Origin of the sequence: Salipiger marinus, from assembly GCF_035481585.1 — a bacterium.
In the GTDB taxonomy this organism is placed as follows: domain Bacteria; phylum Pseudomonadota; class Alphaproteobacteria; order Rhodobacterales; family Rhodobacteraceae; genus Salipiger; species Salipiger marinus.
Map to the genome: position 1 here is coordinate 494,445 of NZ_JAYKSL010000001.1, position 14,298 is coordinate 508,742.

The following is a 14,298-nucleotide window of genomic DNA, read 5'->3' on the forward strand; positions in this document are numbered from 1 at the left end:
GGGCGTTACGCAACCGACATCGGGCAGCCATGAGAGCGTTACGCGCAGCGGATAGCAGCAGCGCATCACGACCCTCACAAGGACCGATCCGATGCGCCTTTCGCTTTCCGTTATCGCGCTTTCCGCCGCGCTGGCCGCCCCCGCGCTGGCGCAGGAGACCTTTCCCGCGACGCTGGCGGGCCATGCCGTGCTGCCCGCGCTGTCGCTGGTGGCGCCGCCCGCCGACGCGCCGCGCGATGCCATGATCTCGGGCAAGTTCACCGGCGCTGCGCGCAATGACGCCCCGATGAGCGTGGAAGGCAATGTCGGCAAGGCCTATGGCGGCCATGGCACCGGCTACGCGCTGCCCTTCATCGGCCAGCCCGTGCAGGGCATGTCGGGGTTTGCCATGAACCGCGCCGAGGATGGCAGCTGGTATGTGCTGACCGATAACGGCTTCGGTTCCAAGCGCAATTCGGCGGATGCGCTGCTGTTCTTCCACAAGATGGCCCCCGATTTCGAGGCGGGCACGGTGGAGCGTCGGGACACCATCTTCCTGACCGATCCCGACCACAAGGTGCCGTTCCGCATCGCCTATGAAGGCACGGACAGCCGCTATCTGACCGGGGCCGATTTCGACCCGGAAAGCATTCAGGTGCTGGGCGATGACGTGTGGATCGGCGAGGAATTCGGGCCCTACATCCTCCGCGCCGGTCTGGACGGTGTGGTGAAGTCGGTGCATGCCACCATGCTGGACGGCCAGCAGCTGACCAGCCCCGACACCTACAGCGTGTTTGTCCCCGCGACGGCTGGCAAGGATTTTCAAGTGCAGCGGTCGGGCGGCTATGAAGGCATGGCGCTGAACCCGGAAACCGGGATGCTGTGGGCGATGCTGGAAAAGCCGGTGCTGGGCGAAGATGGCCAGCCCGAGGGCAATTTCCTGCGCGTCATCGCCTTTGACACCAACACCGCCGACTGGACCGGCGAAAGCGTGAAATTCGCGCTGACCGAAGGCGCCACCGCCATCGGTGATTTCAACTTCATCGACGCCACCCGTGCGCTGGTGATCGAGCGCGACAATGGCGAGGGCGATCTCAGCAAGGCCTGTGCCGAAGGCGCCACCGACACCTCTGGCTGCTATCCGATTCCGGCCCGGGTCAAGAACATCGTGCTGGTCGACACTGCCTCGGTCGACGAGGACGGCTTTGTCCGCCGCATCGGCCAGATCGACCTGCTGAACATCGCCGATCCGGAAGGTGTCGCGCTGGAGGGCTTCCGCCCCGAAGACGGCGCCTTCACCTTCCCGTTCTTCACCATCGAGGATGTGGCGCGGGTGGACGAGACCCACATCATGGTGGCCAATGACAACAACCTGCCCTTCTCGGGCGGGCGCGAGATCGGCACGGCGGCAGCGAATGAATTCATTCTGCTGTCGGTGCCGGAACTGCTGGCGGCCCAGTAAGGCGCTACAGGAAAGGGGCGCCAGAGCGGCGCCCCTTTTGTTGCGGACGGCGTCAGTGAAAGCGCCGGATCTCCCCGGACTGCAGCCGCGCCATGTAGCTCTGCATCTCGGCCTTCACCACCGGCATCAGGACATAGAGTCCCACGATGTTGAACAGCCCCATGGCAAAGATCGCCGCATCGGAAAAGTCGATCACCGGCCCAAGGTTCATGGCGGCGCCGATCACCACGAACAGGCAGAACAGGATCTTGAAGCTCAGTTCCTGCGCGCGGCCTTCGCCGAACATGTAGGTCCATGCCTTCAGCCCGTAATAGCTCCACGAGATCATCGTGGAAAAGGCGAACAGGATCACCGCGATGGCCAGCACATAGGGAAACCATGTGATCGCCGATCCGAAGGCCGCCGAGGTCAGCGCCACGCCGGAGGCATCGCCCAGCGTTTCCACCCGGCCCAGCTCGGCATTCCACAGATAGGTGCCGGTTTCGGGATCCACCTGCAGCACGCCGGTGATGACGATGACCAGCGCGGTCATGGTGCAGATCACCACCGTGTCGATGAAGGGCTCCAGCAGCGAGACATACCCTTCGGTGATCGGCTCCTTGGTGCGGACGGCGGAATGGGCGATGGCCGCCGACCCCACGCCTGCCTCGTTGGAAAAGGCCGCGCGCTTGAAGCCCTGGATCAGCGCGCCGACCAGCCCGCCCGCCACGCCCAGCCCGGTAAAGGCGCCGTCAAGGATCTGCCCGAAGGCCCAGCCGATGCGGTCGTAATTCATCACGATCACGATCAGCGCGGTGCCGACATAAAGCACGCCCATGATGGGCACGATCTTTTCCGTGACCTGCGCGATGGATTTCAGCCCGCCCACGATCACCGCAAAGACGATGCCGGCAAAGATCACGCCGGTGATCCAGCCGGGATAGTCGCCAAGGATATTGGCAAGCTGCGCATGGGCCTGATTGGCCTGAAACATGTTGCCGCCCCCCAGCGAGCCAAAGACGCAGCAGATGGCAAAGGCCACTGCCAGAAACCGGCCCATCCCGGAATAACCCCGCTCTGCCAGCCCTTTGGACAGGTAATACATCGGGCCGCCGGATACGGTGCCGTCGGGATATTCGTTGCGGTATTTGACGCCCAGCGTGCATTCGGTGAATTTGGACGCCATGCCCAGCAGACCGGCGAGGATCATCCAGAAGGTGGCGCCGGGTCCGCCGATGGACACCGCCACCGCGACGCCCGCGATATTGCCCAGCCCCACCGTGCCCGACAGGGCCGTGGCCAGCGCCTGAAAATGGCTGACCTCGCCCGCGTCGTCGGGATCCGAATATTTGCCCGACACCAGAGCGAGGGCATGGGGAAAGGCGCGGACCTGCACGAAGCCGAAATAGAGCGTGAAGATGGTCGCGGCGGCCACCAGCCACAGCACGATCCACGGGAACTCCGTGCCCGGAAAGGGCGAAAAGATGAAGCTGACAAAAGGCCCGGTCACCCTGCCGATGGCGGCATTGATCGCCTCGTCCACGGTATTGGCGCGGGCGGGCAGGGCGGTCAGCGCCGCTGCGGCGCTCAGGGGCAGAAGAAGGCTGCGGGTCATGACGGGATCTCCTGCGCTCAGGGCACGATGACGGTGGGAACGGGCGCGATCTGCGCCAGTCCGATGGGCACCGATCCAAAGATCCGCGCGGCGACCGACTGCGTGCCCGCGCGCCCGACAAAGATCATCGCGGCCCCGGCTTCCCTTGCGGTGTCGGCCACAAGCTCGACCACATTGCCATAGCGGATGCGGCCCTCGCCCGAGATCCCGGCGGCGGTCACGCGGGCCAGCGCCGGATCCAGAATCGCCGCCTGCGCGCGGGCCATTTCCTGTTTGCGGCGGGCGTGGCGTTCCTCGATCTCCTGCGGGGTGAGGAATTTATAGGGCGACCATTCAAGGATATGCACCAGCAGCAGCCGCGCCTGATCCCGTTTCGCCCGTGTGATCGCATAGTCCAGAAGGCCGGAATCGCCTTCTTTCCCCTCGTAAGCCACGAGGAAGATTTCCTGTGTCATCGATATATCCCCGGTTGTTGGTGCAGGGACGGCAACACCGGCGGCCCGTTTCCCGGATCTCGGCCCGAAACCACCCTCCCGCCTTGATCATCCCGGAGATATCATGAGTCTGTCACGCAGTTTTGCCGCCCCCGCCCCGCGCCTCGCGCGCGCAGGGTGGCGGAGATCCGTCCAAGTTGATGAAAATGCGGGGTGTTTCGCCTTTGCCCGGCGGGCGGATTTCGGCTATTCCTATCCGACGGCCAGAACGGCCGGATCCAGAATTCTGCCGTGGCTGCGTGTGTGGGAGCATGCTCTGGGGTGGCAAGGGGTCCGGTTTGGCCGGGCCCCTTACTTTACCGGGTCAGATCCCGCGCCGGGTCAGCTATCCAGCCCGCCCATGGCGCAGACTTTCGCCCATTCTTCCGCCGTGACCGGCTGCACCGACAGGCGCGCCTGTTTCACCAGCGCCATTCCGGCCAGATCGGGCTCTGCCTTGATCTGGTCCAGCGTCACCGGACGGGGCAGCGGCATCACCGCCTTGATGTCCACGCAGTCCCAGCGCGGATCCTCCGCCTTGCTGTCGGGATGCGATTCCGCGATCACCTCGACAATCCCCACCACCGCCTTTTCGCTCTGCGAGTGGTAGAAAAAGCCGCGGTCGCCCACCGTCATCTCGCGCATGACGTTGCGCGCCTGATAGTTGCGCACGCCGTCCCATTCCTCGCCCGTGTCGCCCTTGGCCAGCTGATCCTGCCACGACCACGCCGAAGGCTCGGACTTGAACAGCCAGAACCTCATCCGATGACCTTTTTCCATGCGATCAATTCGACACTTTCGAACAGCCCGGCCTTGGCATAGGGATCGGCACTGGCCCAGGCCTGCGCCGCGTCCATGTCGGCCACGTCAAGGATCACAAGGCTGCCGCACATGTCGCCCGTGTCGTCCAGCAGCGGCCCGGCCTGCGCCACCACCCCGGTGGCGTCGATATAGGCCAGATGATCGTCGCGCGTGTCCTTGCGGATCTGCAGCGCGCCGTCCTTGTCCTTGGCGATCAGGGCAACAAGCATGGTCATTCCTCCTTGAGGGGTCTGGAAAGAAGCTCGTCCAGAGCTTCGGAAACGGTGGCCTCGCCTGCGGCCAGCGCGGCCACCACGGCAGAGATCGGCATGGACAGGCCTTCGCGCGCGGCCAGCTGGGTGACGGCGCGCGCGGTGGCGGCGCCTTCGACGGTGACGCGGGGATCAAACGCCTGCCCCTGACCCAGCGCCTGCCCGAAGCGGTAGTTGCGCGACAGATCCGAGGTGCAGGTCAGCGCCAGATCGCCCAAGCCCGAAAGCCCCGCCAGCGTTTCGGGGCGCGCGCCGAAATGCGCGGCCAGCCGGGTCATTTCGGCAAAGCCGCGGGTCATCAGCGCGGCGCGGGCGCTGTCGCCCAGCCCCGCGCCGATGCAGGCGCCGCAGGCGATGGCGATCACGTTTTTCAGCGCGCCGCCCAGTTCCGCCCCGGTGACATCGGTGGTGCGGTAAAGCCGCAGGCTGCGGGTCGACAGCTGGTGCTGCAGGTCATGGCCCGCCTGTGCATCGGCGCAGGCCAGCGTCAGCGCGGTCGGCAGCCCGCGCGCGATGTCGGCGGCAAAGCTGGGGCCGGTCAGCACGGCGGGCAGCGCCTGCGGCTTGGCGCGGGTGATGACCTTCGACGGGCCGGTGCCGGTGGCAAGGTCGATCCCCTTGCAGCAGGCGACCAGCCGCGCGCCGTCGAGCGGCGCGTCGAGCGCGCCCAGCAGATCCGACAGGCTCTGCATCGGCACGGCCAGCAGCAGCGTCCGGTGCTGCGCCGCCTGCGCCAGTTCCGTGGTCACGGCGATGCCGCTGGGCAGGTCCACCCCCGGCAGGTGCGGCGACAGGCGGGTGGTGGCCAGCTGCGCCATCGCCTCGGGGTCGCGGCCCCACAGGGTGACGGGCGTGCCTTCGCGCGCCAGCGCCACCGCCAGTGCCGTGCCGAACGCGCCCGCGCCCAGGATGCCGATCATGCCTTGGCCCCCTTCTTGCCCGACCCCAGCAGCGGGGCAGCACTCTGGTCCAAGGGCCAGCGCGGACGGGCGGCCAGCGTCATGTCAGACCGCTCGCCCGCGGCCAGAAGTTCCGATCCGGCATAGGCGATCATCGCGGCATTGTCGGTGCACAGCGCCAGCGGCGGCGCGGTGAAGCGCACCTGACATTCGGCGCACAGATCCTGCAGCGCGCCGCGCAGCGCGGCATTGGCAGCAACCCCGCCCGCAACGGCCAGCGCCGGGGCCTGCGGGGCGCCGTCCAGATAGATCTCCAGCGCGCGGCGGGTCTTTTCGGTCAGCACGTCGCGCACCGCCGCCTGAAACCCGGCACACAGGTCAGACACGTCCTGCGCGTGCAGCCCGCCCTGATCCGCGATCAGCCGGTCGCGCAGCCGCAGCAGCGCGGTTTTCAGCCCGGAAAAGGACAGATCGCAGCCGGGCCGGTCCAGCAGCGGGCGCGGAAAGGCAAAGCGGCGGGCATCGCCCATCCGGGCGCGCGCCTCCACCGCCGGGCCGCCGGGCTGCGGCAGGCCCAGAAGCCGCGCGGTCTTGTCAAAAGCCTCGCCGGGGGCGTCGTCGATGGTGCCGCCCAGCCGGGTAAACTCCTGCGGGCCGCGCACGATCAGGAACTGGCAATGCCCGCCCGACACCAGCAGCATCAGATAGGGATAGGGCAGATCGTCGGTCAGCCGCGGCGTCAGCGCATGGCCCGCCAGATGGTTGACGCCGATCATCGGACGGTCCAGCGCCGTGGCCAGCCCCTTGGCCAGCATCACGCCCGACAGGACGCCACCGATCAGCCCGGGGCCAGAGGTGACCGCCACCGCATCCAGATCGGCCAGCGTCACCCCGGCCTGCGCCAGCGCCTGTTCCACCGCCAGATCCAGCTTTTCGGCATGGGCGCGCGCGGCGATTTCCGGCACCACGCCGCCAAAGGCCGCGTGCAGGTCGGCCTGTCCCATCACCACCGAAGACAGCACCTGCCGCCCGCGCAGCACGGCGGCGGCGGTGTCGTCACAACTGCTTTCCAGTCCGAGGATGGTCGGCACGCCCATGGCTTCGTCCGTTGCATAGCCTGTCCCTTGCAGCTACCACCTGTCCCAAGCCCCCACAATCCCGGAGAGCCGATGCCGCCCCTTCCGCCCTTTCTGCTGCTGACCCGCCCCGAGCGTGAGTCGCGGCGGTTTCTGGCGGAACTGGCGGCAGAACGGGCAGAGCCGCTGGTCAGCCCGCTGCTGGACATCGTGACCACCGGGCCGCTGCCCGATCTGGCGGGGGTGCGCGGGCTGATCTTTACCTCTGCCAACGGGGTTCGCGCCTATGCCGCGCTGGCGGGGCCGCCGCTCTCCCCCTGTTTCGTGGTGGGAGAGGCGACGGCCCGCGCTGCCCGCGACGTGGGGCTGGTGCCGGTGGTGGCGCAGGGCGATGCCGAAAGCCTGCTGGCGCTGATCCTTGACCATGCGCCAGAGGGGCCGCTGTTGCATCTGCGCGGCACGTTTGCGCGCGGCGCGCTGGCGGAACGGCTGACCGCTGCGGGGCTGCCCGTGCGGGAGGCGGTGGTTTACGACCAGCCCGCGCGCCCGCTGACGCCCGAGGCCCGGGCCGCGCTGCAGGGCGACCGCCCCGTGGTCGTGCCGCTTTTTTCACCACGCACGGCGCGGCTTTTTGCGGCGGAGGCGCCCTGCCGCGCGCCGCTTTTCGTCGCAGCGATGAGCGCGGAGGTGGCCGTGGCGCTGCAGGGGCTCTATCTGAGAGAGCAGGAGATTTTGGCACGTCCGGAATCGGGGCTGATGCGCGAGGCGGTGGGAAAACTGCTCAAAAGCGCAGGAACGCTTGTGGTGCCTCCCGCGTCTGTGGAAGGTTGTCCCGGAAAGAGCGGCCCGCAATCGGGTCCGGACCATAGATTTTGAAAGGGTGGAGCGCGTGGCCGACAAAAAGAAGCCTGTTGACGGCGCCGAGGATCAGACGGACCGCAAGGAGCAGTCCTCTGCGGAGGCAGCAGAGGGTCATCCGGAGGACGGTCTGACCGACGCGTCCGGCACGGACACGCTCGCTCAGGCCCCCGACACGCTGGGGGCCGCCGGGGCAGAGGACAGCCTGCCCGCCGAGGACACTGCCGGGATCACGGCGGACGAGACCCTGACGGCGGGGGACGAAACCCTGCCCGCGGCAGAGGACAGCCTGACGCCTGCGGAGGATCTGACCGCGCCGGATCCGCTGATGGCCGGGGATGAAAGCCTGCCGCGCGAGGACAGCCTGGCCATGGGCGACGACAGCGTTTTGGCGGGCGATGACAGCCTGACGACAGGCGACGACAGCGTTCTGGCGGGCGATGACAGTCTGAGCCATGACGACAGCCTGCCCGCCACGGAGCGGGACGAGCCCATTCACACGCTGGGTGAGGCCATGGAAGGGGAGGCGGCGCAGGCCGCCGCCATGACCGAGGCCGACACGATCGCGGGCGACCGGGCCGAGCCCGCCGCCGCTGCCCCCGCCGCCGCAGCGCCGCAGGTGGTCCGCGAGACCGTGGTGGAGCGCAAGGGCGGTTTCGTGCCCATGGTTCTGGGCGGGGTGATCGCCGCAGGTCTGGGCTGGGGCGTGGCCAGCTGGCAGGCGGGCACGCTGCCCTTTGCCGCAGGCGCGCCGGACCCGTTCCGGGACGAGGTGACCACCGGTCTTTCCGGTCAGGCAGAGCGGCTGACCGCGCTGGAAGGCCGGGTGGAGGATCTGTCGTCGCAGCTTGCGGGCATCGACATGGCCGCCCTTCAGACGCAGGCCGAGGATCTGTCTTCCCGGCTTGGTGCGCTGGAAGGGGCGCAGTCCGATCAGGGCACGCAGCTTGGCGATCTGGCGGGCCGCATCGACACGCTGGAATCCCGCCCCGTGGAGGAGTCGGTCTCTCCGGAGGCGATGGCCGCCTATGAGGAGGCGCTGGCCGATGTGCGCCGCGCCATCGAGGCGCAGCGCACCGAGGTGGAGCGCATGACGCAGGAATCGCTGGCGGCGCAGGCCGATGCGTCGGATCAGGCCCAGCTGGCGCAGTCCCGCGCGGCGCTGGCCGATGTCTCGACCGCGCTGCGGGACGGCATGCCTTATGACGAACCGCTGTCGGTGCTGACCACCAATGGCGTGACGGTGCCCGAGGTGCTGGCCAGCTCCGCCGCCGAGGGCGTGCCGACGCTGGCCGCGCTGACCGAGGAGTTTCCGCCGCTGGCCCGTGACGCGCTCTCCGCCGCCCGCCGGGCCGAGGCCACCACCGAAGACACCACCGCGCGGGTGACGACCTTCCTTGCCAACCAGCTGGGTGCCCGGTCGGTGACGCCGCGGGACGGGGCCGATCCCGATGCGGTGCTGTCGCGGGCCGAGGCGGCGCTGCGCAGCGGCGATCTTGCCGCCACGCTTCAGGAGCTTGAGGCCCTGCCCGCCCCCGCCGCAGAGGTGCTGACCGGCTGGACCGCCCGCGCCGAGACCCGGCAGGGCGCGCTCGACGCGGCAGACGCCGTCGCGCAAGATTTGAACCAAGAATAAGGGTAAGGGAGCCACCATGCTCTGGTCACTTCTGAAGATCGTTCTCTTCGTTGCCGCTGTGGCGGCCCTCACCCTTGGTGCCGGCTATGTCATGGAAAGCCAAGGCGGGGTGCAGATCACCGTCAGCGGCATGGAATTCACGCTGGGGCCGCTGCAGTCGGTCATCGCCGCCATCCTGCTGGTGCTGGTGCTGTGGATCGTGTTCAAGGCGGTGTCGCTGCTGATCGCGGTGCTGAAATTCATCAATGGCGATGATACGGCGCTGTCGCGGCATTTCGACCGCAACCGCGAGCGCAAGGGCTATCAGGCGCTGTCCGAAGGGCTGCTGGCGCTTGCGGCGGGCGAGGGCAAGCTGGCCATGGCCAAGGCGCAGAAGGCCGAACGCTACCTGCACAAGCCCGAGGTGACGGCGCTGCTGACCGCGCAGGCGGCGGAAATGTCGGGCGACCAGCGCAAGGCCGAAGAGGTCTACAAATCGCTGATCACCCGCGACGAGACGCGGTTTGTCGGCATCCGGGGCCTGATGAAGCAGAAGCTGGCCAAGGGCGATACCGACACCGCGCTGCAGCTGGCCGAACGCGCCTTCGCGCTGCGGCCCAAGCATGAAGAGGTGCAGGACATCCTGCTGAAGCTGCAGGCGGTCAAGCATGACTGGCAGGGCGCCCGCCGCACCCTGTCGGCCAAGCTGCGCCACGGATCCATGCCGCGCGATGTCTACAAGCGGCGCGACGCGGTGCTGGCCCTGTCCGAAGCCAAGGACATCTTTGACGAGGACAAGCCGATCGAGGCGCGCGAGGCGGCGATTGCCGCCTCCAAGGGCTCGCCCGACCTGATCCCGGGGGCGGCCATGGCGGCGCGGTCCTATATCGCGCAGGGCAATCCCAAACATGCCGCGCGCATCCTCAAGAAGACATGGTCGGTGGAGCCGCATCCCGATCTGGCCGCCGCCTTTGCCGAGATCGCCCCGGCGGAAACCCCCGCCGAGCGCATGAAGCGGTTCCGCGACCTGACCTCGATCAAGCCCGACCACCGCGAGACCCGGCTGCTGAAGGCCGAACTGGCGCTGGCCGCAGAGGATTTCCCCGAGGCGCGCCGCGCCATGGGCGATCTGGTGGACCGCGAGCCCGACGCGCGGGTGCTGACCGTCATGGCGGCCATTGCCCGGGGCGAGGGCGCCGAGGAGCCGGTGGTGCGCGGCTGGCTGGCCAAGGCGCTGGTGGCGCCGCGTGGCCCGCAATGGGTCTGCGACAACTGCAACCACATCCACCGCGACTGGCAGCCGGTCTGCGAGAACTGCGAAGGCTTCGACACGCTCAGCTGGAAGACCCCGCCGCATTCCGACGTGGCCCCGGCAGGCGCCGAGATGCTGCCGCTGATCGTGGGCAAGCTGGAGGACCGCAGACACCCCGAAGCGGAGGCCCCGCAGACCGAAATCCTTGGTCCCTCGACCACGTCGGCAGAGGCGGATCCGGTCCGGGAAACGGCCCCGGAGATGCACGAAGAGAAGGCAAAATAGCCCTTCCCCTGCAGCGGCCTCGGTGTTAAGAGGCCGCTCACCAGGCCGCTGTAGCTCAGCTGGTAGAGCACGTCATTCGTAATGATGGGGTCGGGGGTTCGAGTCCCTTCAGCGGCACCACCACTCTCAGGTCAGACCATAGAAAAAGCCGCCCCGTCCGGGGCGGCTTTTCTGTTTGCGGATCGTTCGCGGAGGAAGGTCCGGGCGCAGGGGCGCTGCGTCCGGTCCTTCTCCGTCACTCTGCGGCGGGGATGTCCACCGTCACCGACTGGACGCCCTGCCGGTTGCGCAGGCCGTCGCGGTAGATCGCCTTGAACAGGCCAAGGCACATCAGCACCATCACCACGCTGAAGGGCAGCGCGCCGATCACCATGGCGGTCTGGATCGCGGTCAGCCCGCCGACCAGCAGCAGCGCCGCCACCACCAGACCCAGCGACACGCCCCAGAAGATGATGTGGGGCCGCGCCTTGGGGCCTTCGTCGCCTGCGGCGTTGATGGTGTTCACGATCAGCACGGCGGAGTCGGCGGAGGTGACCAGATAGGTCATCAGCAGGATCACGATGATCACCGCCATGATCCAGCCCAGCACGTCGCCCAGCATGATGCCGGTCATGGTGAAGATCTTCGCGCCGTCGGTGGAGCCGAAGATGGCGCCATTGGCGAGGCCGTTCAGTTCCATGTCGATGGCGGTGCCGCCCGCGAAGGAGAACCATACGAAGCACATCAGCGACGGCACGATCATCGCGCCCAGCACGAATTCGCGGATCGTCCGCCCGCGCGAGATGCGGGCAAGGAACAGGCCGACGAAGGGCGCGAAGGCCACCCACCATGCCCAGTAGAACACGGTCCAGCCACCCTGCCAGCCCGAGAGCGCGGCGGAAGGTTCGGTGCCGTCGCTGCGATAGACGGTGAACAGCATTTCCGGCAGGGAGATCAGGTAATTCAGCGTGCCCATGAACAGCGCCTGCATGCCGAACCATGTGGAGCCGAAGATCATCAGGAAGGCGAGCAGGAAGATGCTGAGCCCCATGTTGATGTTGGACAGCCACTTGATGCCCTTGCCCACGCCGGACAGCGCCGACAGGGTGGAGGCGCCCATGATGATGATGATGGCCACGATGATCCCGGCGGTGGAGGCGTTGCCCTCTTCATTCACCAGCCATGCGCCGACGCCGATCTTGCTCATCCCCGCGACGAACTGTTCCACGCCGAAGCCCAGCGTCTGCGCCACGCCAAGGATGGTGGCGATCACGGCGACGATGTCGACCAGATGGCCCAGGGGCCCCGACAGCGCCTTGCCGAAAAGCGGCGTCAGCGAGGAGCGGATGGTCAGCGGCAGGCCGCGGCGATAGGTGAAATATCCCAGCGCGAGCCCGGCAATCGCATAGGAGGACCATGCCGAGAAGCCCCAGTGCAGGTAGGACCATTTATAGGCGTTCAGGAAGTTGTCCATGCCTTCGGAGGTGGCCTGACCAAGGATCACGTCCGGGTTGGTGCGGAAGTGATAGATCGGCTCGGCCACGGCCCATGTCAGCATGCCGACCCCGATGCCCGCGCCGAACATCATGGAAAACCAGGAGAAGTTGTCGAATTCCGGCTTTTCGTCGTCATGGCCCAGCTTCAGCTTGCCCGCTGCCGGCCAGATCGCCAGCGCCAGACAGACCACCACGAACAGCGCCATCACATAGATGTACCAGCTTGCGAAATTCGCAAGAATGAAGGTGTTGAGCCCGCCCAGCACGGCCCCGGCCTGATCCGGAAAGGCCACGGCCCAGAGCACGAGGCCGCCGACGGCGAGCTTTGAGGTCACCGTGACGTCAAGGCTGAAGCCGCTGTAGAACCCGCTTTCCGCAGTCTTGATCGGAAGGTCGGAGAGAGGAGGTTTGAGTTTTGCCATAGTCACCTATTCCCTGTTGCATGGGCTTTGGGGTGTCCCGGACGCGAAGCCCTTGCGCGGTCCGGGTTGGTCAGAGGCACGCCCATCCGGGCGCGCGTCATTCGCCGCGGGGGAAGCGCTGGGAGTCTTCCACCACGTTCAGATCCATGTGGTTGCGCATGTACCGCTCCGATGCCTTCTGCAGCGGCTGGAAATCCCACGGGAAATAGGCGCCGTTGCGCAGGGCCTCGTAGACGATCCAGCGCCGCGCCTGGCTTTGCCGCACGTCGGCATCGAACCGGGCCAGATCCCAGCGGTGATCCGCCATGTCGCGGAACCGCGCCAGCGTGTCGGCATGGGCCGGATCCTGTGCCAGATTGGCCAGTTCATGCGGGTCGGACTGCAGGTTGAACAACTGGTCCGGATCCAGCGCGCAGCGGGTGTATTTCCACGGCCCCTGCCGCAGCGCCACCATCGGCGCATAAGAGGCTTCGGCGGCATATTCCATCGCCACGGGGCTGGCGCGGTCGGCGCCCTGTCCCAGCGGCACAAGGCTTTCGCCATCGGTCCAGTCGCGGATCTCGTCGATGGACACGCCCGCCAGATCACACAGGGTCGGGCAGATGTCGATATTGCTCACCGGCGCGTCGATCCGGCTCGGCGCCATCTGCGGCGCAGCGATCATCAGCGGCACGCGCGAGGCGCCCTCAAAGAAGCTCATCTTGAACCACAACCCGCGCTCGCCCAGCATGTCGCCATGATCCGACACCAGCAGGATGATGGTGTTATCCTCGGCCCGGGTGCCGCGCAGCGCCTCCATCACCTCGCCGATCTTGTCATCCAGATAGGAGATATTGGCGAAATAGCCCTGACGGGCGCGGCGCACGTTGTCATCGGTGATGTCATAGCTGCGCCAGTCATTCGCGTCGAAGATGCGCTGCGAATGCGGATCCTGATCCTCGTAGGGGATGGGGGCCACTTCGGGCAGCAGATGGGCGCAGTCGTCATACAGATCCCAGTATTTGCGGCGGGCCACGTAGGGATCATGCGGATGGGTGAAGCTGACGGTCAGGCACCATGGCCGCGCATCCTTGCCGCGCGCCAGATCATAGACCTTGCGGGTGGCGTGATAGGCGACCTCGTCGTCATATTCCATCTGGTTGGTGATCTCGGCCACGCCCGCGCCGGTGACGCTGCCCATGTTGTGATACCACCATTCGATGCGCTCGCCGGGCTTGCGGTAATCCGGGGTCCAGCCGAAATCGGGCGGGTAGATGTCGGTGGTCAGCCGTTCCTCGAACCCGTGCAGCTGGTCGGGGCCGACAAAATGCATCTTGCCAGAGAGGGCGGTCTGGTAGCCCGCCCGCCGCAGGTGATGGGCATAGGTCGGGATGGAGGAGGCGAATTCCGCCGCGTTGTCATAGACTCCGGTGCGCGAGGGCAGCTGCCCGGACATGTAGCTCGCCCGTCCCGGCGCGCAGAGCGGCGAGGCGGTATAGGCGTTGCGGAACCGGGTCGACCGCGCCGCCAGCGCCTTGAGGTTGGGGGCGTGCAGCCAGTCTGCGGGGCCATCGGGAAACAGCGTGCCGTTCAGCTGGTCCACCATGAAGATCAGGATGTTCGGGCGCGAAGGATTGGTCATTCCATGCTTTCTGCAACTGCGTGGCGCGGCGCGGGTGCCGCAGGACCGGCGGCAAACGCCGGGGTGGGCCAGGACCGTCTGCCGGAACCGGCGCGCGGCACGCGCCCCATGCGCCGCGGCTTTGGGCAGGCCGCGGCGGCACCGGCTGTCATTCGGAAACCTGATATGAGTCCAGCTAAGGTTAATTGACTTTTCCGTGAATGCACTGCCGAAT

The 14,298-nt window shown here is 67.1% G+C and carries 12 protein-coding genes and 1 tRNA gene; 5 read left to right on the top strand and 8 right to left on the bottom strand.

Annotated elements, in window-relative coordinates; all coding sequences use genetic code 11:
* The first annotated feature begins 91 nt into the window (after positions 1–91).
* Positions 92–1,441: an esterase-like activity of phytase family protein gene (locus tag VK682_RS02495; protein WP_230794977.1), complete on the top strand. Its 1,350-nt coding sequence runs from the start codon at positions 92–94 to the stop codon at positions 1,439–1,441.
* Positions 1,442–1,493: 52 nt separating this feature from the next.
* Here the strand turns inward: VK682_RS02495 and VK682_RS02500 are convergent, their stop codons facing one another.
* The 6 genes from VK682_RS02500 to tsaD all read right to left on the bottom strand — a co-directional run bounded on the left by VK682_RS02500 (position 1,494) and on the right by tsaD (position 6,577).
* On the bottom strand, positions 1,494–3,035 hold the full coding sequence (locus tag VK682_RS02500) for an alanine/glycine:cation symporter family protein (RefSeq protein ID WP_230794979.1): 1,542 nt from the start codon (positions 3,033–3,035) through the stop codon (positions 1,494–1,496).
* A gap of 17 nt (positions 3,036–3,052) precedes the next feature.
* Positions 3,053–3,490, bottom strand: a complete 438-nt coding sequence (locus tag VK682_RS02505; protein WP_230794980.1) for a universal stress protein — start codon at positions 3,488–3,490, stop codon at positions 3,053–3,055.
* A 360-nt stretch (positions 3,491–3,850) separates the two neighbouring features.
* Positions 3,851–4,270, bottom strand: a complete 420-nt coding sequence (locus VK682_RS02510; RefSeq protein WP_230794981.1) for an EVE domain-containing protein — start codon at positions 4,268–4,270, stop codon at positions 3,851–3,853.
* Positions 4,267–4,539: a YciI family protein gene (locus tag VK682_RS02515; RefSeq protein ID WP_089847609.1), complete on the bottom strand. Its 273-nt coding sequence runs from the start codon at positions 4,537–4,539 to the stop codon at positions 4,267–4,269. Before VK682_RS02515 ends, VK682_RS02510 begins: the two co-directional genes overlap by 4 nt.
* A gap of 2 nt (positions 4,540–4,541) precedes the next feature.
* A complete protein-coding gene (locus VK682_RS02520) occupies positions 4,542–5,501 on the bottom strand; it encodes an NAD(P)H-dependent glycerol-3-phosphate dehydrogenase (protein ID WP_230794982.1) in 960 nt (319 codons plus the stop codon).
* Positions 5,498–6,577, bottom strand: coding sequence for a tRNA (adenosine(37)-N6)-threonylcarbamoyltransferase complex transferase subunit TsaD (gene tsaD / locus VK682_RS02525; RefSeq protein ID WP_324781374.1), 1,080 nt, complete (start codon positions 6,575–6,577; stop codon positions 5,498–5,500). Before tsaD ends, VK682_RS02520 begins: the two co-directional genes overlap by 4 nt.
* 72 nt (positions 6,578–6,649) lie before the next feature.
* On the opposite strand from tsaD, the gene VK682_RS02530 reads away from it, so the two are divergent.
* The 4 genes from VK682_RS02530 to VK682_RS02545 all read left to right on the top strand — a co-directional run bounded on the left by VK682_RS02530 (position 6,650) and on the right by VK682_RS02545 (position 10,686).
* Positions 6,650–7,432, top strand: a complete 783-nt coding sequence (locus VK682_RS02530) for a uroporphyrinogen-III synthase (protein WP_230794987.1) — start codon at positions 6,650–6,652, stop codon at positions 7,430–7,432.
* Between the two features lie 13 nt (positions 7,433–7,445).
* On the top strand, positions 7,446–9,050 hold the full coding sequence (locus tag VK682_RS02535; protein ID WP_230794988.1) for a COG4223 family protein: 1,605 nt from the start codon (positions 7,446–7,448) through the stop codon (positions 9,048–9,050).
* A 16-nt stretch (positions 9,051–9,066) separates the two neighbouring features.
* Positions 9,067–10,566: a heme biosynthesis protein HemY gene (locus VK682_RS02540; RefSeq protein ID WP_230794990.1), complete on the top strand. Its 1,500-nt coding sequence runs from the start codon at positions 9,067–9,069 to the stop codon at positions 10,564–10,566.
* Positions 10,567–10,610: 44 nt separating this feature from the next.
* Positions 10,611–10,686: transfer RNA gene (locus tag VK682_RS02545), tRNA-Thr, on the top strand.
* A 115-nt stretch (positions 10,687–10,801) separates the two neighbouring features.
* Here the strand turns inward: VK682_RS02545 and VK682_RS02550 are convergent.
* Entirely contained in the window at positions 10,802–12,463 is a 1,662-nt protein-coding gene (locus VK682_RS02550; RefSeq protein ID WP_230794991.1) for a BCCT family transporter, read from the bottom strand.
* 97 nt (positions 12,464–12,560) lie between these two features.
* A complete protein-coding gene (gene betC, locus VK682_RS02555; RefSeq protein WP_230794992.1) occupies positions 12,561–14,084 on the bottom strand; it encodes a choline-sulfatase in 1,524 nt (507 codons plus the stop codon).
* Positions 14,085–14,298 lie beyond the last annotated feature (214 nt).

Excerpts from the sequence above, each read along its gene's own strand:
- VK682_RS02495 (WP_230794977.1), top strand. The coding sequence starts at position 92 with ATGCGCCTTTCGCTTTCCGTTATCGCGCTTTCCGCCGCGCTGGCCGCC.
- VK682_RS02500 (WP_230794979.1), bottom strand. The coding sequence starts at position 3,035 with ATGACCCGCAGCCTTCTTCTGCCCCTGAGCGCCGCAGCGGCGCTGACC.
- VK682_RS02505 (WP_230794980.1), bottom strand. The coding sequence starts at position 3,490 with ATGACACAGGAAATCTTCCTCGTGGCTTACGAGGGGAAAGAAGGCGAT.
- VK682_RS02510 (WP_230794981.1), bottom strand. The coding sequence starts at position 4,270 with ATGAGGTTCTGGCTGTTCAAGTCCGAGCCTTCGGCGTGGTCGTGGCAG.
- VK682_RS02515 (WP_089847609.1), bottom strand. The coding sequence starts at position 4,539 with ATGCTTGTTGCCCTGATCGCCAAGGACAAGGACGGCGCGCTGCAGATC.
- VK682_RS02520 (WP_230794982.1), bottom strand. The coding sequence starts at position 5,501 with ATGATCGGCATCCTGGGCGCGGGCGCGTTCGGCACGGCACTGGCGGTG.
- tsaD (WP_324781374.1), bottom strand. The coding sequence starts at position 6,577 with ATGGGCGTGCCGACCATCCTCGGACTGGAAAGCAGTTGTGACGACACC.
- VK682_RS02530 (WP_230794987.1), top strand. The coding sequence starts at position 6,650 with ATGCCGCCCCTTCCGCCCTTTCTGCTGCTGACCCGCCCCGAGCGTGAG.
- VK682_RS02540 (WP_230794990.1), top strand. The coding sequence starts at position 9,067 with ATGCTCTGGTCACTTCTGAAGATCGTTCTCTTCGTTGCCGCTGTGGCG.
- VK682_RS02550 (WP_230794991.1), bottom strand. The coding sequence starts at position 12,463 with ATGGCAAAACTCAAACCTCCTCTCTCCGACCTTCCGATCAAGACTGCG.
- betC (WP_230794992.1), bottom strand. The coding sequence starts at position 14,084 with ATGACCAATCCTTCGCGCCCGAACATCCTGATCTTCATGGTGGACCAG.